This window comes from Herminiimonas sp., assembly GCF_030655415.1.
On the sequence record NZ_JAURVN010000009.1, the window covers coordinates 143,639 to 166,955 of the forward strand.

20 protein-coding genes are annotated in these 23,317 nt (G+C 50.6%); 12 read left to right on the plus strand and 8 right to left on the minus strand.

Going from position 1 to position 23,317, the window contains the following annotated elements; all coding sequences use genetic code 11:
• Positions 1-56: 56 nt before the first annotated feature.
• On the minus strand, positions 57-512 hold the full coding sequence (locus Q7T66_RS07315) for an Rrf2 family transcriptional regulator (protein WP_304932672.1): 456 nt from the start codon (positions 510-512) through the stop codon (positions 57-59).
• A 252-nt stretch (positions 513-764) separates the two neighbouring features.
• Here Q7T66_RS07315 and Q7T66_RS07320 point away from each other — a divergent pair, with 252 nt between their 5' ends.
• Positions 765-1,022: a hypothetical protein gene (locus Q7T66_RS07320; RefSeq protein ID WP_304932673.1), complete on the plus strand. Its 258-nt coding sequence runs from the start codon at positions 765-767 to the stop codon at positions 1,020-1,022.
• Between the two features lie 42 nt (positions 1,023-1,064).
• Here Q7T66_RS07320 and Q7T66_RS07325 read toward each other — a convergent pair whose 3' ends face one another.
• Complete coding sequence (locus Q7T66_RS07325; protein WP_304932674.1) at positions 1,065-2,666, minus strand: sensor domain-containing diguanylate cyclase; 1,602 nt, start codon at positions 2,664-2,666, stop codon at positions 1,065-1,067.
• Between the two features lie 211 nt (positions 2,667-2,877).
• Entirely contained in the window at positions 2,878-3,267 is a 390-nt protein-coding gene (locus tag Q7T66_RS07330) for a YkvA family protein (RefSeq protein WP_304932675.1), read from the minus strand.
• A 150-nt stretch (positions 3,268-3,417) separates the two neighbouring features.
• On the opposite strand from Q7T66_RS07330, the gene Q7T66_RS07335 reads away from it, so the two are divergent.
• Complete coding sequence (locus tag Q7T66_RS07335) at positions 3,418-4,350, plus strand: 5'-nucleotidase (RefSeq protein WP_304932676.1); 933 nt, start codon at positions 3,418-3,420, stop codon at positions 4,348-4,350.
• Positions 4,351-4,458: 108 nt separating this feature from the next.
• Here Q7T66_RS07335 and Q7T66_RS07340 read toward each other — a convergent pair whose 3' ends face one another.
• Positions 4,459-6,771, minus strand: a complete 2,313-nt coding sequence (locus tag Q7T66_RS07340) for an NADP-dependent malic enzyme (protein ID WP_304932677.1) — start codon at positions 6,769-6,771, stop codon at positions 4,459-4,461.
• A 441-nt stretch (positions 6,772-7,212) separates the two neighbouring features.
• Here Q7T66_RS07340 and Q7T66_RS07345 point away from each other — a divergent pair, with 441 nt between their 5' ends.
• The 4 genes from Q7T66_RS07345 to Q7T66_RS07360 all read left to right on the plus strand — a co-directional run bounded on the left by Q7T66_RS07345 (position 7,213) and on the right by Q7T66_RS07360 (position 10,582).
• Positions 7,213-8,400 carry an NAD(P)/FAD-dependent oxidoreductase gene (locus Q7T66_RS07345; protein ID WP_304932678.1) on the plus strand — a complete coding sequence of 396 codons (1,188 nt, stop codon included), beginning with the start codon at positions 7,213-7,215 and terminating at the stop codon, positions 8,398-8,400.
• A 193-nt stretch (positions 8,401-8,593) separates the two neighbouring features.
• Entirely contained in the window at positions 8,594-9,553 is a 960-nt protein-coding gene (gene thiL, locus Q7T66_RS07350) for a thiamine-phosphate kinase (RefSeq protein ID WP_304932679.1), read from the plus strand.
• A gap of 1 nt (position 9,554) precedes the next feature.
• Positions 9,555-10,079: a phosphatidylglycerophosphatase A gene (locus tag Q7T66_RS07355; RefSeq protein ID WP_304932680.1), complete on the plus strand. Its 525-nt coding sequence runs from the start codon at positions 9,555-9,557 to the stop codon at positions 10,077-10,079.
• A 2-nt stretch (positions 10,080-10,081) separates the two neighbouring features.
• Positions 10,082-10,582: a CinA family protein gene (locus Q7T66_RS07360; protein WP_304932681.1), complete on the plus strand. Its 501-nt coding sequence runs from the start codon at positions 10,082-10,084 to the stop codon at positions 10,580-10,582.
• 233 nt (positions 10,583-10,815) lie between these two features.
• Here the strand turns inward: Q7T66_RS07360 and pyrF are convergent, their stop codons facing one another.
• A complete protein-coding gene (gene pyrF, locus Q7T66_RS07365; protein ID WP_304932682.1) occupies positions 10,816-11,631 on the minus strand; it encodes an orotidine-5'-phosphate decarboxylase in 816 nt (271 codons plus the stop codon).
• Positions 11,632-11,748: 117 nt separating this feature from the next.
• On the opposite strand from pyrF, the gene Q7T66_RS07370 reads away from it, so the two are divergent.
• The 4 genes from Q7T66_RS07370 to Q7T66_RS07385 all read left to right on the plus strand — a co-directional run bounded on the left by Q7T66_RS07370 (position 11,749) and on the right by Q7T66_RS07385 (position 14,676).
• Positions 11,749-12,648, plus strand: a complete 900-nt coding sequence (locus Q7T66_RS07370; RefSeq protein ID WP_304932683.1) for a DMT family transporter — start codon at positions 11,749-11,751, stop codon at positions 12,646-12,648.
• Between the two features lie 98 nt (positions 12,649-12,746).
• A complete protein-coding gene (locus tag Q7T66_RS07375) occupies positions 12,747-13,340 on the plus strand; it encodes a LemA family protein (protein WP_304932684.1) in 594 nt (197 codons plus the stop codon).
• Between the two features lie 14 nt (positions 13,341-13,354).
• Positions 13,355-14,164 (plus strand): YgcG family protein, encoded by an 810-nt coding sequence (locus tag Q7T66_RS07380; protein ID WP_304932685.1) that lies wholly within the window; start codon positions 13,355-13,357, stop codon positions 14,162-14,164.
• Entirely contained in the window at positions 14,164-14,676 is a 513-nt protein-coding gene (locus Q7T66_RS07385) for a TPM domain-containing protein (protein ID WP_304932686.1), read from the plus strand. Before Q7T66_RS07380 ends, Q7T66_RS07385 begins: the two co-directional genes overlap by 1 nt.
• 90 nt (positions 14,677-14,766) lie before the next feature.
• Here the strand turns inward: Q7T66_RS07385 and dacB are convergent, their stop codons facing one another.
• On the minus strand, positions 14,767-16,239 hold the full coding sequence (gene dacB, locus Q7T66_RS07390) for a D-alanyl-D-alanine carboxypeptidase/D-alanyl-D-alanine-endopeptidase (protein ID WP_304932687.1): 1,473 nt from the start codon (positions 16,237-16,239) through the stop codon (positions 14,767-14,769).
• A gap of 385 nt (positions 16,240-16,624) precedes the next feature.
• Here dacB and Q7T66_RS07395 point away from each other — a divergent pair, with 385 nt between their 5' ends.
• Positions 16,625-17,677, plus strand: coding sequence for a HEAT repeat domain-containing protein (locus Q7T66_RS07395; RefSeq protein ID WP_304932688.1), 1,053 nt, complete (start codon positions 16,625-16,627; stop codon positions 17,675-17,677).
• A complete protein-coding gene (locus Q7T66_RS07400) occupies positions 17,674-19,068 on the plus strand; it encodes a glycosyltransferase family 2 protein (protein ID WP_304932689.1) in 1,395 nt (464 codons plus the stop codon). Before Q7T66_RS07395 ends, Q7T66_RS07400 begins: the two co-directional genes overlap by 4 nt.
• A 53-nt stretch (positions 19,069-19,121) precedes the next feature.
• On the opposite strand, the gene Q7T66_RS07405 is transcribed toward Q7T66_RS07400, so the two are convergent.
• Positions 19,122-21,989, minus strand: coding sequence for an EAL domain-containing protein (locus Q7T66_RS07405; RefSeq protein WP_304932690.1), 2,868 nt, complete (start codon positions 21,987-21,989; stop codon positions 19,122-19,124).
• Between the two features lie 284 nt (positions 21,990-22,273).
• Positions 22,274-23,230 carry a CobD/CbiB family protein gene (locus tag Q7T66_RS07410; protein WP_304932691.1) on the minus strand — a complete coding sequence of 319 codons (957 nt, stop codon included), beginning with the start codon at positions 23,228-23,230 and terminating at the stop codon, positions 22,274-22,276.
• Between the last annotated feature and the right edge of the window lie 87 nt (positions 23,231-23,317).

Sequence of the window (23,317 nt, forward strand, 5' to 3'; positions counted from 1 at the left end):
TGCAACTTATAAGTTTTAAAAAAAGACCTTGCGGTCCAGTTACTTACAAAACCGCGCTAGATGCTAGCGCGGTCCATCAAGAAGACACGATGCATGTGGACGATCTGTTCACCCACATTGCCGCCTACGATATCGGCCAGCGTGTATTGATTCATGGTGTCGTAAAACGCTTCGACTCCTACTCGCAAGGCATTGCGCAAAACACAATCGCCGGAAAGTCGACAACCGAGGCCTTCGCAATCCACTAATTCCGTATCGCCTTCAAGCACGCGCAAGGCAACGCCTATGCGCAATGAATCGGGAGCGACTGCAAGACGGATGCCGCCATTGCGGCCGCGCACAGCGTCTATCCAACCCATTTTTGCCAATGCCCCAACGACCTTGACCAAATGATTGTGCGGCACGTTGAACTGCACTGCGACTTCAGCAACGGTAACCGCAGGGCTGCGCGTTTCCTTTGCCAAATACATCAGCACACGCAATCCAATATCCGAAAATCTGGTGAGCTTCATCAGTAAGTGCACTCCAATGCGGTCATTCTATTAAATATGCATTTTAAAAGCAACATATAGTTTCATTCCATTTTTAACAATAGAATAAGTGGAGCAAGCAATGTGCCACCCCTGGTTTTCTGCCGTGATTCTGAGGGTAATTGTTAGCGCGATTTTTTCAGACCAATAGAAAATTTCGGATGCTAGAATGCGCGTACTTCTAGCGCGCTAGTGTCGCACTTCTGTCGAATTTCTGTATTGGGAATAAATTCTATGCTGATCGCCTACATTGGTCTTTTTGTTGTCTACGGATTGTCGCATTACTGGATTACGTTGAACAAGCGTGATTTCTTCTCGACCGTGCTGGTGATCATATTGCCGTTCGTTGGCATGTATTACCTGGGCTGGAGGGCGTTGTTTTGCTGCCTGCTCGCAGCCTACCTTGGTACCAAATGGGGCTTGAAGAAGCTGCAGAGAAAACAAACGGTACGCGTCTCTTTTTATGAAGACGACGAAGAAGCAAAAAAATAAAATATCGGCAAGGTGTCATATGACTACCTTGCCGTTTTACTTCTAGACTTCTACAACTTTCACCACAACCTGATTGCGGCCATTACTCTTGGCCTCATACAGCGCCTCATCCGCACGTTTGATCGTTTCATCCACACCAGCCTCGGTAAAGCGATAGCGTGAGATGCCGCAACTCACGGTGAGTGACAGCATCTGACCATTGACTTCAAATGGACGCGCCATGATGTTGCTGCGCAGACGCTCACCAATTTGTCTGGCCGCATACTCATCGGTATCGGGAAATGCCATGATGAATTCTTCACCACCAAAGCGTGCGAATACATCCTCGGTACGCAAGATATCCTTGCAGGCGACCGTCAATAACTGCAAAACTTTGTCGCCAGTAGGATGGCCATACACATCGTTGATGCGTTTGAAGTAATCAACGTCGATCATCATGATCGTCAAAGCACAATCGGCATTGTTAATATCATTAGCCAGCTTGCCCGCTACATCGAGAAAATAGCGACGGTTAAATGCACCTGTCAGCGAATCGGTAATCGATACGATGCGCAGCTCTTCGCTCAGCGTTTCCAGTTCTTTATGTTTATGCTCCAAGGCATCGTGCGCCGCCTGCAGTTCGCGACCTGAGCGCTCGCGTTCATCGATGCGACTGCGCGTTTCCATCAAATACATGAATGCCAATATCAAGAATCCAAACATCGCGACTGCCAGCATCGCAATGCGGCTCGCGACTAGATTGATCGGTTTGACAGGTACAAATACATTTACCATCCACGAAGAGCCGGGCAATTGGCCAGAGCGCGCCAGGTACTGAATTTGACGTCTGGCATTGGGGCTATCATCCGATAGATTGACATTGACGATACGTTCATCGGGGCCGAACGATCTTTCCACCGTGGCAGGCAAAGGCGTTTTTAGCACGCGCTCGTATTGACGCGTGCTCTTCACTTTTTTCTCTGCTTCTTCGGTCAAGGTTGCAATCGGCCGATATTTCCAGTCCTCTACTGTACTGAGAAAGGCAATGCCGTTTTCATCAGTCACGGTGACTTCCGACAAACTTCTCTCTTGCGCGCGATTCAAATTATCCAGATTGTCCATTGCGATCTTGATCACAACGACGCCCAGCACTTCTCCATCTTTTTCCACAACACTGGAGAGGTAATAGCCAGGAATCAGGCTGATCGTACCCATCGCATAAAACTTGCCGGCGCCGTCTTGCACGGCATCCTGAAAGTAAGGACGAAAGCTGTAGTTTTGTCCGAGGAAAGATGTCTTCTCCTGCCAGTTGCTGGTCGCAATGGTCAGGCCAGTGGCGTCCATCAGATAAATGACAGCCAGTTCAGTATCGTTATTGAGCTGCTGCAAGAATGCATTACCCGCTTCGATCACCGCAGGATCGTTTTTGCCGAGCAAGGTTTTAATGGTGATGGGATGGTCGGCAATGATGCCGGGTAAATAACGGTACTTGTCAGCAGGGCCTTGCAGAACCGCACTGACAATACTTAAACGTACATCAGCCTCGTGACGCAGGTTCTCGATACCGCGCTGATGACTCCACGAATAGGCAAGGTAGCCCACGCAAGCCATGGCTAGAATCACAATGAGTGCATTGCGAACATTGGTAACCAGCTTGATTGCCATGGCAACGCTATCAAAAGAAGGGAATCACTGTCATCACGACAGATCGAGAGTAAGTCAGCCTATACAACGATTACAAAATGACAGTGAAAAAGCAGAGGGAAATCGATTTGTCATTTGCGCTGGCTGCAGATACTAACACCGCCTTTTTCTGACTAAAAAATCTGGCGTTGCATCCGCACCACTGATACGGGCCAAAGCCATCAGCATCTCCTTATAAAACTGACATCCAACGCCAGCAAAGATAGGCAAACAAGCACCAAAGCGCGACAACAATCGCGGCACCAATATAACTTCGTGGCTTGAAGTTGTGCCGTCTCGTCCAATCATCTGCCTGTTCCCTGCACAGGGCAAGCACTTGCGGCGGCAACAAGCGCACCGCAAGCCAGATCATCGCAGGCAGTAAAAGCGCATCGTCGATATACCCGAGAATCGGAATAAAATCCGGGATCAAATCTATCGGACTCAATGCGTATAGAACCGCCACGATGCAGACGATTTTCGCCAGCAGCGGCGTATCCGGATGTTTGCGTGCAAACCACAGCATGACCGCATCACCCTTGATGCGCCTGGCCCACAGACCGACTAATTTCCTTATTTTCATATTGGTTCAAGCCTGAAAAGAAACCACATGGCAGGAATGCTTATAATGATTCCAGCCTTTCGCTGATGTGTATGTGACATTGAGTTTATCTTTTTCATTCATACCTGCGACAAATCGATAGCAAAGAATAACCTAAGAGAAAAATCAACCATGCCTGTTTCACTCGATCGCTTGCTGGTAGTCGGCATTTCGTCACGCGCCCTATTCGACCTCGAAGTTGAAGAAGCCATTTTCCGCACCCAGGGTCTGGAAGCGTATCGCCAGCATCAGCTCGATAATGAAAATGAAATCCTGAAACTTGGTGCCGGCTTCGCCCTGGTACGCGCCCTGCTCAAGCTCAATGCATTGACGCCCGATCAACGCCTCGTCGAAGTTGTCATCATGTCGCGCAATTCGACAGAAACATCGATGCGCATCTTTAATTCGATCAAGCATTACGATTTGGACATCACGCGCGCCGTTTTATCCGGAGGTGCATCCTTGGCTCCTTATCTGCAAGCATTCAATGTCAGCTTGTTTCTGTCCTTGCATGAAGATGATGTGCAGGCCGCGGTTAATTGTGGTGTGGCTTCTGCATTGCTTTATCAAAAACCTGCAAATGCGTTTGAAGAGCTGGATCAAATCCGCATTGCCTTCGATGGCGATGCAGTTATTTTCTCGGATGAATCCGAACGTATTTATCAAACCCAGGGCATAGAAGCATTTGAAAATCACGAACGCGAAAATGCCTTGAAGCCATTGCCGGAAGGACCATTCGCACGCTTGCTGAAAGCACTGTCCTTTATCCAGAATGGCTTCAAGAATGTCGAAGGCCGTACCGCCCTCGCACCGATACGCACTGCGCTTGTCACCGCACGCTCATCGCCCGCACATGAACGCGTAATCCGTACGCTGCGCGCGTGGGACGTCACCATCGACGAAACCTTCTTCATGGGCGGCGTTGCCAAGTCCGATGTACTGGCTGCATTCAAACCGCATATGTTTTTCGATGACCAAGCAGGCCACTGCGAACGCGCATCACCGTTAGTGCAAACCGGCCGTGTGCCCTTGCGCGACGGCATAGCGATCGCCAAGACAAACTAAAGCACAAACATAAAGAGCAAGAATCTGGCTACAAATAAAAAAAGCCGCTCTGGCTATTCACCAGAGCGGCTTTTTTACGATTTCTTATTTCTTTTATTTCTTCAAAGTCTAGCGTTCAGCAACCGCATCTGCCACGCACAATGCCGTCATGTTGACGATACGTCGTACCGTTGCCGATGGTGTCAGGATGTGTACCGGTTTTTCGCAGCCCAGCAAAATAGGACCAATCGCCACACCGCTACCAACCGTCGTTTTCAACAAGTTGTATGAAATATTCGCCGCATCGATATTCGGCAACACGAGCAAATTAGCATCGCCTTTCAAAGTCGAATTTGGAATCGATTTTTTCAGTTGTGCTGAATTGAGTGCGATGTCGCCATGCATCTCGCCATCGATTTCCAGGTCTGGCGCACGCTCTCTGACCAACTGCAAAACCTTACGCATCTTCTGCGCTGATTCGCTATTGCTGGTACCGAAGTTGGAATGCGACAGCAACGCTGCACGCGGTGCCAAACCAAAGCGACGCATTTCTTCAGCAGCCAGAATCGTGATTTCTGCCAACTCTTCCGCGGTCGGATTTTCATTGACGTGGGTATCGACGATGAACAATTGGCGATCCGACAGAATCAAGCAATTCATCGCGGCGTACACATTGACGTTCGCGCGCTTGCCCAACACTTGATCCACATATTTCAGATGCAGATCTGTCGTACCAAAGGTGCCGCAAATCATGCCGTCCGCATATTTCTTGTGGATCGCCATGGCACCGATCAGGGTATGACGACGGCGCATTTCCAGCTTGGCGTATTGTTCGGTCACGCCTTTACGCAGGGTCATTTCCAGATAGGTTTGCCAGAAATCCTTATAGCGATCATCGTGCTCAGGATTGATGATGGTGAAATCAACATCCGGCTTGATGCGCAAACCAAAACGCTCGATACGTTGCAACAGAACAGCAGGACGACCAATCAAAATCGGACGCGCCAGCTTCTCGTCAACCACGACTTGCACCGCACGCAAGACGCGCTCTTCTTCGGCTTCTGCATACACAATACGTTTCAGCTCTGGCGGCGTTGCCTTGGCGATCTGGAAGATCGGTTTCATGAAGGTGCCGCTGCGATAAACAAATTGCTGCAGACGATCGGCGTAGGCTTCCATGTCCTTGATAGGACGTGCCGCGACGCCGCATTCTTCCGCCGACTTGGCAACTGCCATCGCGATCTTGATCATCAGACGCGGATCGAAAGGCATAGGAATAATGTAATCCGGGCCGAAGCTCAGATTATTAATGCCGTAGGTTGTCGCCACGATGTCCGATTGCTCAGCTTGCGCCAATTGTGCAATCGCATGCACTGCTGCGATTTCCATTTCACGTGTGATAGTGGTTGCGCCGCAATCCAGCGCGCCGCGGAAAATGTACGGGAAGCACAGAACGTTGTTGACCTGATTCGGGAAATCGGAACGACCCGTTGCGATCACTGCATCGTCACGCACTGCACGAATTTCATCCGGCAAAATTTCTGGCGTTGGATTAGCCAGCGCCAGAATCACGGGACGTTTCGCCATCGCCGCAACCATCGCCGGTTTCAACACGCCACCAGCTGACAGACCGAGGAAAATATCTGCATCGGCAATGACATCACCCAAAGTGCGTGCGTCGGTTTTTTGCGCGAATTTTTCCTTGTCCGGATCCATCAACTCGACACGGCCTTGATAAACCACGCCAGCCAAATCGGTCACGAAAATGTTTTCGCGCGGGAAGCCCAAATCGACCATCAAATCCAGACAAGCCAATGCTGCAGCACCAGCGCCGGAGACAACCAGTTTGGCTTTCTTGATATCTTTATTGACGACTTTCAAGCCATTCAAAATCGCGGCCGAAACAATAATCGCGGTGCCATGTTGATCGTCATGGAAGACCGGAATCTTCATGCGATCGCGCAAGGTACGCTCAATGTAAAAACATTCAGGCGCTTTGATGTCTTCCAGATTGATGCCGCCGAAAGTCGGTTCCAGCGAGGCGATGATGTCGCACAGCTTGTCTGGATCGGTTTCGTTGATTTCGATATCGAATACGTCGATGCCAGCAAATTTCTTGAACAGAACTGCTTTGCCTTCCATCACTGGCTTGGCGGCCAGCGGGCCGATGTTGCCCAAACCCAGCACGGCAGTGCCGTTGGTGATCACCGCAACCAGGTTGCCGCGCGCCGTATAGCGATAGGAATCTGCAGGGTTAAGAGCAATTTCTTCACAGGCGACCGCAACACCAGGTGTGTATGCCAGAGCCAGATCACGCTGATTGGTAACTTGTTTGGTGGGAGTGACGCTGATTTTGCCGGGAGTGGGAAACTCGTGGTATTCCAGTGCTGCCTGACGTAACTGAAGGCGAAGTTCTTCTTTTTTGTCGATGTTCGAATCCATACTAAGCAGCCATCCTTTTTAGGCATAGGGAAGCCGTTGATTTTAGCAGAGGCAAGATTTTGATGACGGTCTTTCTACGTATTTCTACTGATATTTAGCCCTTCCATGCCCCGAAATACGTAAAAAACTCGAAGAAAAGCTATCAGACATAAGACTTGCATCAATTTCATTGATAGTTCGATGGAATCGCCATTTTTCAGCCCGTCGAAGCGATTGCTCTTTTAATATCATTGAAAAACTTGCTGCGATGGCGCCAGCGAAGTAAATCAGCCATATAGATGCAAAAAATATGCAGGTAAATTTGCGGCATCTTGCTTTGAAACGGTAACATGGCGGCCGCAGCAGATTTCGATACGCGCCTCGCGGAAACGAGCAACCAGCTTTGCAGGATCACGACCTTGTCGATTCATTCGACACGGCATTTTGACAATAGGAAAAACAATGAAACCGATCATCATCATCGGAGCAGGATTAGCCGGCTACACCGTCGCACGCGAATTTCGCAAACTGGACAAAGCGACGCCACTGATCATGATCACGGAAGACAGCGGCGGCTATTATTCAAAACCAATGCTGTCGAATGCCTTCGCGCAAAACAAAGGCGCGCAACAATTAATCACGCAAAGTGCGGAGCAAATGGCTGCGCAACTGGATGCGGCCTTGGTGACAAACACCCGCGTCAACGGCATTGATACAGCAGCCAAAACCGTAGACACCAGTTCCGGCACTTACGAATTTGAAAAACTTGTACTCGCAGTCGGCGCGCAAGCAATCCAACTGGGCCTCAAAGGCGATGCGGCCGATCAAGTACTGTCAGTCAATCACATCGATGATTACGCAGCTTTCCGCGAGCGCATCAGCGCACCAAACGCAGCATCGGTACGCGTCGCCATTCTCGGCGCAGGTTTGATCGGTTGCGAATTCGCAGATGATTTGGCTGGTGCGGGACACGCGGTCACGTTGATAGATCCAAGCACACGTCCACTGGCGGCATTGGCTGCACCAGCACTGTCGGCTGGTTTGCAAGCGGCGTTGATCGCGCGCGGCGTGCAATTCCATCTAGGTACAGTGGCAGAAACCGTCACGCATTCCGGCACTGATTTACGCGTAACACTGGCCGATGGCAACACAGTAGAAACAGATATCGTATTGTCAGCAGTAGGCTTGCGTCCCGATCTGCGTCTGGCACAAGCGGCACGACTCAAAACCGCTCGCGGCATCATCATCGATACGGCAGGACAAACCAGCGCCGCCGATATTTATGCATTGGGTGATTGCGCAGAATACACATCGATTGTTGATGGCAGCACACGCATCCTGCCGTACGTCACGCCTATCATGACTGCTGGCCGCGCGATTGCCCGCACGTTGACTGGCGAACGTACAGAGATCGATTTGAAGCCATCGCCGGTATTGATCAAGACCCCTAGCTTTCCACTGGCATTGATTCCGCCAGCACCGCACATCGTGGCCGATGGCAGCTGGGCCGATGAAACCACCGAAACTGGTCGCAACATCTGCCGTTTTTACGATGCGAATGGCGTGCTGGAAGGTTTCGGCGTGTCGCCGCATGACAATGCAATACGCCAGGAGTTGCTGGCTGCGTTAGGACAAAAAGCTAGTCAGTAATTTGTACTTGAATCGGGCCGAATTGATTTTAATTCGGCCCATCAATCTAACCGTCATCCTCGCACTCGCGGGCATGACGGTTATTTTTTATCTGCTTCTTTTGCTAGCTTGTTTTAATTGCGCCCTTGTTGACATCATCAACGCCATTAGCAAGCGATAAGGAATCGGCCACATCATTCTGTACAATAAGCACATGTCTGAATTCGATCTGATCGCGCGCTATTTTGTGCGCCCTGCTCATCCCAAAAACCGTGCAGCGCTCGGTATCGGGGACGATTGTGCATTGCTGACGCAAAAGAATGGAATGCAAACCGCAATTTCATCCGACATGCTGGTCGAAGGTCGTCATTTTTTTGCCGGTGCCGATGCCTACAAATTGGGACACAAATCTTTAGCCGTCAATTTGTCTGACCTGGCCGCGATGGGCGCAGAACCTGTTGCATTTACCTTGGCATTGTCATTGCCAAACGTAGACGAACAATGGCTGGCGAAATTTTCTGGCGGTTTGTTTGCCTTGGCCGATGAACACAACTGCGAATTGATAGGCGGCGACACCACTAAAGGACCGCTGAATATCTGCATCACGATTTTTGGGCAGACTGCCATCGGCCTCGCTTTGCGTCGCGATACTGCACAAATCGGCGACGACATCTGGGTCTCCGGTACTTTGGGCGACGCGCGTTTAGCGCTCGGTGCGCTGTACAAGGAATATGAGTTGGATGCGAAAGTGCTGAATGCCGCGTCTGTGCGTTTGCATACACCGCAACCACGTGTTGCGCTCGGACTTGCATTGCGCGGAATCGCGCATGCAGCTCTAGACGTATCTGATGGCTTGATAGGCGATCTGGGTCACATCCTGAAAAAATCCGGCCTCGGCGCCAGTTTGAATGTTGATGCCTTGCCTATAGGCGCGATGCTGCAAAAACAATCTTTGGAAATGCGTAGGCGCTTCACATTAGCGGGAGGCGATGATTACGAACTCTGTTTTACCGCGCCTGTATCAAGACGCGAAGCCGTGCTGGGCGCTGCATTGTCCGCCAATACGCCAGTGACGCGCATAGGCAGCATAGAAGCGGCAACCGGTACGCGCTTGCTGGACAGCGACGGCAAATCCATAGACCTTCAGCTCACTTCATTCGACCACTTCGCCTGACATGAATTCAACGCCAGCATCACCCACTGTCACTATCGTCAAACCTAATTCCGGCTTCATGCTGTCACATCCCGCTCACATGATTGCGCAGGGTTTCGGTAGCGGCTTGTCGAAAATCATGCCTGGTACTTTTGGTACATTGTTCGGCTGGTTGTCGTTCAATGTATTGACCTTGCGCTGGCCGGAAGTTTTTTCTCCGCTCAACTGGTGGATCATCATCGTCGCCGGTTTTTTTGTCGGTGTCTGGGCTTGCGATAAAACCGGCCGCGATCTCGGCGTTGCCGATCATGGCAGCATGGTGTGGGATGAAGTGATCGCGATATGGTTAGTGCTGCTATTCATCACGCCTGCCGATTTGTGGACGCAGTTTTATGCCTTCCTCGTGTTCCGTTTTTTCGATATGGTCAAACCACCACCGATCAATTATTTCGACAGACGCTTCAAGGGTGGCATGGGCGTGATGTTCGATGACATCGTCGCTGCATTTTTCACATTATTGGTGTTTGCCATATGGCGCTCGATCTAAGCATGCAGACTGATGCACGCGACATTTTCGAGCTTGCCACTTTAGTCGGGCAAGATTTGAAAGGTCGTGGCTTGATATTGGCTACAGCAGAATCCTGTACCGGTGGCGGCGTGGCGCAAGCGATTACCGAAATTGCTGGTTCATCTGTATGGTTCGATTGCGGCTTCGTCACTTACTCCAACGCGTCGAAGATGAGATTGTTGAGCGTCCCTGCCGAAGTATTGGAACAACACGGTGCTGTCAGCAATGAAACAGCGGCGGCCATGTGTGCAGGTGCGCTGCGCAATAGTCTGGCGAGCGTCGCGCTATCAACCACAGGCATTGCAGGTCCGGATGGTGGCGTCCCCGGCAAGCCGGTAGGTACGATTTACTTTGGTTGGGCTTATGGCGATGTAACGCAGGTAGAGCGCATGCAGTTTGATGGCGATCGGCGTTCAATCAGAGAACAAACCGTCAAGCACGCCTTGCGCGGCTTGTTGGAACTACTCGCTAGTAGGAAGTAATTCCCAAAATTTCAAACGCATCAATGTCATTCAAACCTCGACATTGATCGCATCAAAAATCGTCTAATCAGAATAAAAAGAGCAAGCTCGATACGGCTAATGCGATGGCGGCTGCCATCGTTTTGACAGGATGATTTTCAATTAGATAATTCATGACAGGCAGGCCGATAATTCAGATGCCGCAGTATAGCGGCCGACCTGACGGTTCAACTATCCCATGAATATGGGAGTTGTTATTTACAAAACTGATTGATCGCGTCGCGCGTTTCCAGCGCAACTTGACGCGCGGCTTGCGCAAAATTCTCATCCGACTTTGCGTACAGAATTGCGCGCGATGAATTGATCATCATGCCAGTGCCGTTTGCGGTACGACCCGCTTCAACAGTCGCCTTGATATCGCCACCTTGTGCACCGATGCCTGGAATCAGCAAAGGCATGTCACCGACAATCGCACGCACTTGCGCCAACTCATTCGGGAAGGTCGCGCCGACGACCAGTGCGCATTGACCATTAGTATTCCATTTATCCGCGACCAGATGCGCTACGTGTTGATATAGAGGTTTGCCATCCACATTCAAGAACTGCAAATCAGAGCCGCCCGCATTTGAGGTCCGGCACAATACGATCACGCCTTTATCTTTGCGTTCTACATACGGCTGCACAGAATCGAAGCCCATATACGGATTGACCGTCACCGCATCCGCACCGTAGCGCTCGAAAGCTTCACGCGCATATTGTTCGGCCGTTGCGCCGATATCACCGCGCTTGGCATCCAGCACGATAGGAATATGCGGATACCGTTCGTGCAAATATTTGCAGATATCTTCCAGTTGATCTTCTGCACGCAAGGCCGCGAAATAAGCGATCTGTGGTTTGAATGAACATGCGATATCCGCAGTCGCGTCGATGATCGCTTTACTGAAAGTCAGGATCGCGTCTGGCTTGCCCTGCAAATGTGCCGGGAACTTGGCCAGATCGGGGTCGAGGCCGATACAGAGTTGCGAATTTTGTGTCTGCCAGGCGGCGGATAATTGTTCTATGAAGGTCACAGCGATATCTCTCTTTTTCGTGCAGACCGTATTGTAACTCGTCGTGATATCGTGCCGTACCAGATCGATCCACACGCCACATCGATATTTTTAAATCACGTCCATGACTTTTTCTCTATGAGTTCGCTTAGTTCGCTTTCCCGCAAAGACTGGATCCTGCTGGCGCTTCTGACATTTTGCTGGGGTATCAACTGGCCCATCATGAAGATGGCGGTGCAAGACTTCCCGCCTATCGCTTTCCGCACCTTGTGCATCATGGGCGCGGTGCCGGTTTTATGGCTGGCGGCACGCTGGAGCCGTACTTCGCTCAAGGTATCGCAGGACGATCTGGGAACCATTTTCACGCTGGCCATTCCTAATATCATTATTTGGAATACCTTCATGATCGTCGGCGTAAAAATGCTGTCATCCGGCCGTGCCGCGATCCTGGGCTATACGATGCCGATTTGGGCGGTGCTTTCCGGCTTGATATTTTTTCGAGATCGCATCAGTCGACTAGGCTGGCTGGGAATAGCATTCGCGCTCAGCGGCGCATTATTATTGTTATCGAGCGAATTTGCCAATCTGCGCGGCCAACCCTTGGGCAGCGTGATGACGCTGGTCGCGGCAGCAGCTTGGGGTTATGGCACAGTATTGATGAAGCGCACCAAGATCGAAATCCCGACCATGGCGCTGACGTTCTGGATGTTGCTGATGGCTAGCATCTGCATGGGCATCACATCGGCATTGTTTGAATATCAGTTGTGGCGTTTGCCAACGGCCAAGGAAGCGGCGGCGATTGCCTATAACGGACTCATCATCTTTGGTTTTGCGCAGGTAATCTGGTTTTCATTGGCGCGTAAATTGCCGCCAGTCGCATCCAGTTTGTCCGTAATGATGATTCCGGTATTGGGTGTTTTTTCCGGCGCATGGTGGTTAAATGAAACGCCGCACTGGCAAGACTATGTCGCGATGTGTTTGATTTCAGCGGCGATGAGCACGGTACTATTGAAACCTCGTAGCAGCAGCATCAAATAGGCGACACAAAGAACGGCATCCACAACTGAATCTGAAATACAGTCAGATCTGGATCCAAATTATATTCAGTAGAATTTTTATATTCACGGAGAAATAAAATGTCGAAATTATTGAAGTGGCTGGCGATTGCCATGTTTGCCTCGATGCTGAGCGCGTGTGGTTATAACGACTTTCAATCGAAAGATGAAGCGACCAAAGCGGCATGGAGCGAAGTCGTCAATCAATACCAACGCCGCGCCGATTTGATTCCAAATCTGGTGAATACCGTCAAAGGTTATGCGTCGCATGAGCGCGAAACATTTGAAGCGGTGACCAAGGCACGTGCTGCTGCGACCAGCTTCCAGATCACGCCGGAAGTATTGAACGATCCGCAAGCCTTCGCCAAATTCCAGCAAGTGCAAGGCGAATTATCATCGGCTTTGTCGCGCTTGATGGCGATCTCGGAAAACTATCCGCAATTGAAAGCTGACACCGGCTTCCGTGATCTGCAATCGCAGCTGGAAGGGACCGAAAATCGCATCACCGTTGCACGTCAGCGTTACATCGCATCGGTGCAGGAATATAACGTGCTGGCACGCAGCTTCCCAACTAATATCACCGCGAAGATTTTCGGCTATCCAGTAAAACCATCGTTCACGGTTGAAAACGAAAAAGCGATTTCCGTACCGCCTACTGTCAATTTCGGCAAATAAGCTAAACGACGATCATGAAAACCATGCGCTATCTGTTGGCCTGCACGCTGGCATTTTTTTGCGTGCTTGCCAGCGCACAAAATCTGGTCGCTGTGCCGCCGCTCACTGCGCGCGTCACGGACCAGATTGGCATGCTGAACGCCGGCCAACGCGACACCCTGGAAAATGTATTGGCGGATTACGAAACGCGCACTGGCAGCCAGATTGCGGTGTTGCTGGTCAATACCACCGAGCCGGAAACCATAGAGCAATACAGCATACGCGTCGCTGATGCATGGAAGCTGGGGCGCAAAGGTCTGGATGACGGCGTGATCTTGTTGATTGCAAAAAGTAATTCTGCAGCGTCGGGCCGCATGCGGATTGAAACCGGACGCGGCGTACAAGGCGTATTAACCGACGCCCAATCCAAACGTGTTTTACAGGATGTGATCGCCCCGCATTTTCGCCAGAATGATTATTACGGTGGCCTCGCTGCGGGCATCTCGGTCATTACCGGCTTGCTCGACAAGGAAGCATTTCCTGAACCGGCTAAAAACGGTGAGGCCAAAAGCAATGATGGCTTCAGCTGGTCGCCGTTCATTTTCTTTGCTTTTCTGATTATCGTCATGATGATGCGCAGCCGCGGCGGCGGCAGACGCGGTCACAGCCGTGACGATTGGGGCAATTCGGCTGGCGTTATTTTGGGCAGTGCCATTGGTGGCATACTCGGCGGCCGCTCATCGGGCGGCGGTTTCGGTAGTGGCGGCGGAGGATTTGGCGGTGGTGGCGGCTTCTCTGGAGGTGGCGGTGGTTTTGATGGCGGCGGCGCCTCGGGGAACTGGTAATGAATAAAATCTCACGCGCTTTGCGCCATGTCAAAACCACCAAGTCACACGGAAAAAGCGCATTCCCAAGCGCCACGCTGGCAGCGATCCAAGCCATCATCACCGAAGGTGAGAGCAAGCATCGTGCAGAAGTTCGACTGATCGTTGAACCCTCGCTGGATCTGGCGGCAGTCATGAGCGGGATGACCTCGCGCGAACGTGCCGGCGAATTATTTACCGACTATCGGATCTGGGATACGGAAGAAAATTGCGGCGTCCTGATTTACATTAATCTCGCCGACCATCAAGTCGAAATCATCGCTGATCGCGGCATTGCACGTCTGGTTTCCAATGAACATTGGCAGGCGGTGTGCAAAACCATGACGAATGGTTTCGCACAAGGGCTGTATCACGAGAGCGCGTTAAATGGCTTGACGCAATTGAATGCGATTCTGAAAAAGTATTTTCCAGAAAACGAAGCAGCACAAAGTCCGCAGCACAATCAATTATCGAATCAACCGATTTTGCTGTAAGCGTGCGCAAGTCGCAGGTTCACGCTGCCTTAAGTCAATCTTCCTATTCGCTTGTGCGTCATTAAAGATGCACAAGCGTCTTAATCCATATCAACCGTTTTCATAAATCCACTGCAGCAATGCATCATGCGCAGCCTGACCGCTAGCTGCGTTGATGTGATTGATGATGCAGACCACTGCATAACGTTTACCAGATGCCGCAAGTACATAACCTGCGACTGCGCGTACGTCATTCAAGGAGCCGGTTTTGATATGCGCCTGACCCGCTACGGTTTGCTTCAGCAATCGCTTGCGCATCGTGCCATCAAATCCAACCAGCGGTAGTGCCGACATTAGCTCTGGCATCACAGGTGATTGAAAAGCTGCCACCAACATGCGCCCCATCGTCTCTGCCGAAATACGTTCTGTGCGTGACAAACCCGAACCGTTTTCTATCACCAGCTGGTCCGCCTCTATACCTTTGCCGGCCAACCATGTTTTGATGACACGCGCACCGCGTTCCGGCGACGCCGGTATTTTGAGCACATCAGCTGCAAGCGTCAGCAACAATTGACGCGCCATCACATTATTGCTGTACTTGTTGATGTCACGTATCACTTCAGGCAAGGCTGGTGATTGCCATTCCGTCAGCAGACGCGCATTCGCGGGCAATACACCATCAACAATAGAACCTTTGAAAGTACCGCCTACATCTGTCCATAACTGACGGAACACCAGACCAAAATATTCTGCATGCGTCATTTGATAAGGATGCAGATACCAAGTTTTTTCGCCGCAAGCAGCAGAGAATGTACCGCCAAAGTTAGTGCCATTTTTATCCAGCGTTGGCTGTAATTTGGCTTGCCAATCAGTACAAGGACCATCTGAGAAAACCGGCACAGAGATCGGATACCCAGCCAGCGGCGGATCAACGCTGACATTCACCACACGACGGCTGACTTCAGGCAAGAAATGAAAAGCCAGCGCTTTGTAATTCAACAGCAAGGCATCCGGCCCTGCGTTATAAGGCTTTAAAGGATCGCCATCGAAGCGCGAAGCGTCATACGACATATCTTCAAAAACAGTTCTATCCAGAATCAGATTGCCGCGAATTTCACGAATCCCTGCAGCGCGAATTTGACGCAGAAATTGCCAGAACTTTTCCGTCACCAGTTTAGGATCGCCACTGCCCTTGATCACCAAATCACCGTTCAGCACATCGCCATTTTGCGTGCCGGTCGCATAGACCTGCGTTTTCCAGGTGAAGGCCGGACCCAGAATATCCAACGCCGCATTACTCGTTACCAGCTTCATCGTCGAAGCCGGATTGAAACCTGTTGTGCTGTTAATCGAGATGCGTGGCACCGGGCCGGACACTTCCTGCACATAGGTCGCCACCGCATTTTGCGGAATGCCGCCACGCTTCAAGGCATCGACCACAGTCGTCGGCAAGCCTGCCGCGTGCGCGCAAGAGACGCCGACATTGATCGCAATAAAAACAGGGATTAACAGGGATGCAACAGGCAAGCGCAGTGTATTAATTTGCTTGGTAATTCTTTGAGTGATTCGTGTATTGATTTGCATGGTTTTGAGCTTAAGGAAGTGACTCAATTATTACATGCACGACAAAATCACCAATAGACCTTTGCCGACCCAGCGCGTTTCCATGACCGCAGTCAGCTCTCATGTTGTGCAAAAGAGTCGAATCTTTAACTTCAATCAAAAACAGTTTGAGGAATCGGGCGATATCACAGGTCAGCTCGCTATCTCGCCAACAATCAGCATTACAATTAGATGCTTAAATGCATCACTCGCACTCGCTTGCAAGACAACCACATTATGTTGCCGATCATTTGTTTGTCACCTTCCTGCTTTGTTGTTGCCACTTTATTCAGTACTTGCAAAGTGAGTCACACAAGCTCGCATAAAAACGTACACCGCTCAGCGCATTTTCAATAGAAATCGCCCCATGACCAGCGCATCTCAAGACCTGCACTTTGCAAGCATCGCCTGGATCGGCATCAGTGCCGTTGGCCTGACTGTATTGCTGGTGTTGATGATGGTGTATCTGCGCACATCACTGAATCGCCGAGCACAAGAAGAACGTGCTTTTTTGTCTGTCTGGCGCCCTTTGTTACTCAGCTCCTTGCACTCTTCTATCTCTGCGGTTTTGCCTATGATGGCGGCCAAAGAGCGCGTCTACTTCCTCAAGCTCTGGAACAATCTGATGCGTACCTCGAGCGGCGAAGCGGCGACCAATCTAATCAGCATTGCCTACTCGGTCGGTTGCGATCATTTCTCACGCCGTCTGGTCAGATACGGCGATCGCGTCGAATGCCTGCTGGCGACCTTAGCGCTCGGACACATGCGGGATCATCCGTCGTGGGATTTGCTGGTTACACAAACACTGGCGGTTGATAACGTGACGTCGATCAATGCATTCCAGGCGCTGGTACAGATAGATGCAGAAGCGACCGCGCAACAATTGATGCCTTTGCTGCTGGCCCGTGAAGATTGGCCAATTGCACACGTGGCCGCCATCTTGCAATCGGCTCAAGGTGCATTTCTGCAGCCCTTGCTGGAAGCCACAGTTGAAATAAAATCCGTGCATCTGGTGCGCACCTTGCGCCTTATCGAAGCACTGCATCTGGCGATTCCGCAAGCAATCGTATTGCGTCTATTGGATCAAGCCAATGACATCGATACCATCATCGCCGCTTTGCGCATCGCTAACGATGCCGGCCTGTTGAAGCAAGTACGCGCTTATCTGAATCATCCCGACTGGCGCGTTAGAGTACAGGCAGCAAAGGGAATCGGACGCATAGGCGAACACGCAGATATCAATCGTCTGATTCCTCTGCTGGCCGATACCGAATGGTGGGTACGTTACCGTGCCGCTCGCGCCCTCATAGCCATGCCGTTTTTCAGCATCGCCGAGATCGAACAATTACGCGACAATCTATCTGACCGCTTTGCGCGCGATATGCTGGGCCAGGTACTGGCAGAAAGAAATCCGGCATGACATTGTCTTCACTCATCTCAGCTGCGACCTGGTGCATACTCGGCTACTTCATCGTTTCCAAGACCAGTTATTTTCTGTTGAATGCATTGTCGATTTTTCGCATGCATAAAATGGAACAGGAAAAAGTGCTGGCAGATTTACCGCAAATTTATTCCGGTCTTGAGCAACCCATCAGCCTGCTGTTACGCACGCACAATAACGCCGCAACAATTGCCACCTCGGTACACGCCTTATTACAACTCGATTATTCTCATTTTGAAATCATCGTAATCAATGATGGTTCTGTGGATGCAACGCTGGATACCTTGATTGATGCCTTCGATCTGCATGCATTTCCAGAGGCGTATCGAATACAACTGGCAACGCAGCAAGTACATCGTATTTATCGTTCGACACGCTTCCCGAATCTACGCATCATCGACAAAAAATATGGCGGCAAGGCCGATGCATTAAATGCCGGCATCAATGCTTCTCGCTATCCCTTATTCTGCAGCGTGGATGACAATACCATTCTGCACCGCGACAGCCTGCGCCGCATCGTCGCGCCATTCCTGAATCAAAATACGGTTATTGCAACCGCCGGTGCAGTAAGAGTTGCGAACGGTTGTGAAATAGAAAATGGCTTGCTTCACAAAGTCGCTTTACCAAAACGCTGGTTACCGGTTTTTCAAATTATTGAATATTTGCGCACGTCTTTATTTGCGCCATTAGGCTGGTCGTCGATGAACGGCATGCTGATCGTTCCAGCTGCGGGCGTTGGCTTATTTCAGAAAGACATCGTGATTGAAGCGGGCGGTTATCGTACTGATACGACGACGGGAAATATGGAGCTCATCGTGCGCATGCATCGCTTGATGCGCCAGAAAAAACAGGAATATCAAATCACCTTCATCGCCGATCCGGTTTGCTGGCAACAGGTGCCGCAAGATCTGGCGACGCTGAAAAATCTGCGTATGCGATGGCAACATGGTTTGCTGGATAGCCTAAGCCAAAATATGGGATTGCTGTTCTCACGTAACGGCGGCGTGCCGGGCAACCTGGCGTTCCCATTCTTCATCGTATTTGAATGCGTGGGCCCGATACTGGAATTGTTCGGCTATGCATTCATCGTGATTGCCTACGCTTGCGGCCTGCTATCAGCAGAAGCTTGCATTGCATTCTTTTCGGTCGCGATAGGGTTGGGAGTTTTGTTGTCGGCTTCAGGCTTGTTGCTGGAAGAAATGTCCTTCCATCTTTATCCTAAAGCAAGTGACATCGCGAAGCTGGCTATCGTCGCAGTTCTTGGTAATCTTGGATATCGTCAGTTGAATATCGCGTGGCGCTCATACAGTACCGCGCGCTGGTTGCTGGATCATAGAAGCCGCACGAGCAACAAAGATCTGGTGGGATAAAACTGCAGACGAACGATTGAGCATTGCGGTTCAAGCAGAGCAGCAAACCTGCATCAAATCGTGGTGATCTCGATAGGCAAGCGCTTGCCTTCTTCCAGCATCACGGTGATCGCAGCGGCAGTCACAGGACGGCTGAAGAAGTAGCCCTGGATTTGATCGCAGTCGTGTTCACGCAGATAGTTGAGCTGCGCTTCCGTTTCCACACCTTCCGCAATAACCTGCAGTCGCAAGCTGTGCGCCAGCGACACGATGGATGCAACGATGGCTGCATCATCAGGATCGATGGTGATGTCGTTGACGAAGGATCTGTCAATTTTCAAGACATCAATCGGGAAGCGTTTCAGATACGACAAACTTGAATAGCCAGTACCGAAATCATCAATCGAGAGTTTGACGCCCAAGGCTTTCAACTCGCGCAAAATGCCGATCGCTCTATCAACGTCGGCCATAACCAGGCTTTCGGTCAATTCGATTTCCAGATATTGCGGCTCCAGATCGGCTTCACGCAAACTGCTTGCAATCGATTCCACCAAATCTTCTTGTGCGAATTGGCGCGCAGATAAATTGACTGATACGCGCAGATGACAAAGTCCACTTTTTTGCCACGCCTTGTTTTGCAAACAGGCGGCACGCACGACCCAGGCACCGATAGGGACGATCAAACCATTTTCTTCTGCCAAGCCGATAAAGCGTACCGGCGGCACCATTCCCAACTCCGGATGCTGCCAACGTATCAGTGCTTCAACCCCAACGATTTCACCAGTGCGCAAATCAACCTGCGGTTGATAATGCAACATGAACTCTTCACGCTCCAGCGCATTGCGTAAATCACCTTCAATATGTAAACGCTCCAAGGCGCGTTCATTCATCGCCGGCGTATAGAACTGGAAGTTATTACGTCCCGTCTCTTTCGCGCGATACATCGCAATATCAGCATGCTTGATCAATTCTTCCGGCGTATCCCCATCGGCCGGATAGACTGCAACGCCAATACTGCAGCTGACGAAAAATTCGTGTCCTTCAATCGTCAGTGGCTGTCCAATCGCTTCCATGATGCGTTGCACGATGTGCGTAGACAAACCTGCATCAGTGCGCTCTGGCAAAATCAATACAAACTCATCGCCGCCCATGCGTGCGACCGTATCCGTATCCCGTACTGCTGCCTGCAAACGAGACGAAACAGCTGTCAACAAAATATCGCCAGCTTGATGTCCCAACGTGTCATTCACAAACTTGAAGCGATCCAGATCAACGAACAGCACCCAAATCGGATGGCCGTAACGGTAGGCGTACGACACTGCCTGACTTAGGCGATCGCGCAACAGACTACGATTTGCAAGCCCGGTCAATGCATCGCGGTTGGTTTGAAATTCCAGTTCTGATTCGTAGCGTTTGGTGGCCGTAATATCGTACTGCACCACGATGAAATGACTGACTACACCTGTGTCGTCTTTAACCGGCGCGATGTACCAATCGCTCCAGAACAAGGTGCCATCCTTGCGGTAATTGCGCAGGACTGCATGGCCTTCTCTTTCTTCGTTTGCGGTGGCACGGATTTCTTCAATGCCTGGCTGATCGACATCTTCATTCCACAAGAAACAAAGATTCACACCAATCGCTTCTTCTGCGGAATAACCAGTGATGCGTTCGAAAGCAGGATTGACGTATTCAATCAGGTAGTGAGGTGACTCAGCATTCGTAATAATGATGGAATTAGCGCTGGCCTCGATCGCACGCTCGCGCAATTGCAGTTGGTGCTCTGTGCGCTTGCGCGCGGCGATATCTGCGTTCAAATCCTCATTGGCCGAACGTAGTTGCGCGGTACGTTCATCGACCAGCAATTGAATACGTCGGGATCTATCGACCACCGTTTGCAAATACACAGCACCACCGATGCTGAACAACAAACCCGCGATAAATGCCCACAATGCAGTGCTGCCTTCGCTTAAGAACCACACGGGAGGTGTGGACACCACCATGTGCCACGGCTGTCCCGCGACATTAAACAAATGCTTGTATGGCTCGGGCTGGTTATAGAACAGCCATCTTGGAAGACCTAAACTTGACTCAAAGACTTCCAAAGGCGCACCTTGATGAAAGATCAGTGCATCTTTATTGCCTTCTTTGTCGCTCGCATAAACGCTGATATTCAAATTGAGCTTGGCGTCAGAGACCAACATAAAGCTGTCAGCCGCCAGTGATTTGGCAATCATGTCGCCGGCGCGGAATACCGCCGCGGTATCGCCGATAATCGCGGCCCGTCTAGACGCAACATCCGTCAAAGGCATACCAGCCCGGTAAACCGGCATCAATACAATGAAGCCTTTTTGCGTACCGCGCTCCTGCGTCAATCGCAACAAACCGGTCGAGGCTGGTTCACCGCTATCCACCGAACGCTGCATTGCCGAATCCTGGAAGGGATAAGAATCTGCATCTACCCCTAGTGCGGCCTGATTGCCTTCCATAGGCTCAATGTAATCGACTACGCGATACCTGGCTTTTTCTTCCGAAGGGACAGGCGTACCTTTAGAAATGTCGCCTATCGTAAAGCCAGGAAACTGCGCGCGCATCGCGGCCTCATACTGCGGACGTTCTTGCGCTGAAATATAGCGATGAAAATTTATTGCCTGGATATACGGATTGCTCGCAAGGAGCGGTTTGGTGAACGAGTGAAATTGTTCACGACTGACATTGTCGAACGCGACAAATAATTGATTCACGTCGCGTAGAACATCGATCGAATTGTCGAGGCCGTTTTGAATTGCGGCGACCCGAACCTTGGCTTGTTGCTGAAAATCGATGTCGACCTTGTCATGCTCAAGCCGGCGCACTGCTGTAAACAACAGTGCACTAATGAGCACGCCGATCACAAGTGCCAACAAGGCTGCAATTGACAGAGAAAAAGGAAGTCGCCTACGCATCAATAAAATTTCCTGTGCGTTACTGTCTTAAAACTGGAATGATCTATCGACTGATTCAATATAGAAGCTCACGCTTGTTTTGGACATATTTATTGCAGCGTAACTTATTTATGTGCTCTTGGTAAGACGCAATTGTTAATTTAGACGACAAACAACAAGCGATTATTTAACACTATAGAAGACTTGACGACATGACCGCTGCATCGTATTGCAGCGCATTGATGAGATGGAGCGTCACGTAAAAAACGCGCCATCACAGCGCGCTTTTTTATAAATTAACAAACTTAACCCAACCACTTTGCTATCGATAGCAACAGCACCAGCAACATCCACAAGAGCAAAGCTCGCCATACCAAGCCGACCGTACTTTGCAACGCGCGTCCGGTAGCCTCTTCGCCAACTGGCGCTTCCGTTTCCAGATTAATTGAATCCACTGTCGTTGCATCAACCGGCATGACATTGGTGGCATTTTCAGCGGGCGCACCCAAACGTATACCCATCGCTCCACTGCCGGCGGACAGAATGATGCCGTCCGCTTCGTCTTGCCAGCGACCTGCAAAATTACGCCATGCGTAAATCGCATCTTCGAAATTACCAACGACAGCAAATGCAGAGGCAGTCAAACGCACCGGTATCCAATCTATCCAGTAAAAGGCTTGTACAGCGAAACGACCAAACTCCTCACGTTCCGCTGTCTTAGGCTCGCTCCACGCACGCGCAAGATATTCGGCAACTCGATACATGACTGCGCCGACTGCGCCCAATGGCGTCAGCAACCAGAAGAACACGCCAAACACATTTCTATGCGTAGTGATCAAGGCCTTCTCAACTGCAATGCGCGCTATTTCACTGACATCCATACCCGCCGTATCGCGCTTGGTCCATTCAGCCAGCAACGAACGAGCAGTCGCTTCATCGCCGTTGTTCAATGCAATTTGAATCGATGTAAAGAAATGACTGTAATGACGAAAGCCCATCGTCACATACACCACCGCGATGTTCACAATCAATGCTGCCAGCGGACCGATCTTGACCGCAACCCAGTAAAGCAAAGCAGTTGGAATCGTGAAAGCAAGAATCATCAAGAGCCAGGCGATGCGTCCATGCTGGACTTGTCCGGCGTTGAATGAACCTTCCAGTTTTGTAGCTAGCGCACGTGCGCCCGCATAGACCGGATTGTCCGCGCGCAAAGGTTTTAATTGTTCAATCAGTAGCGCAAAGAGAATGGAGAAAAATGTCATTAAGGCGCCTTGTGAGTCAGTCAACCTATACGATAACGCAGCACTTGATCAGAATCAAATAAACCGGCGTAAAGCAAGGTTTGAGAA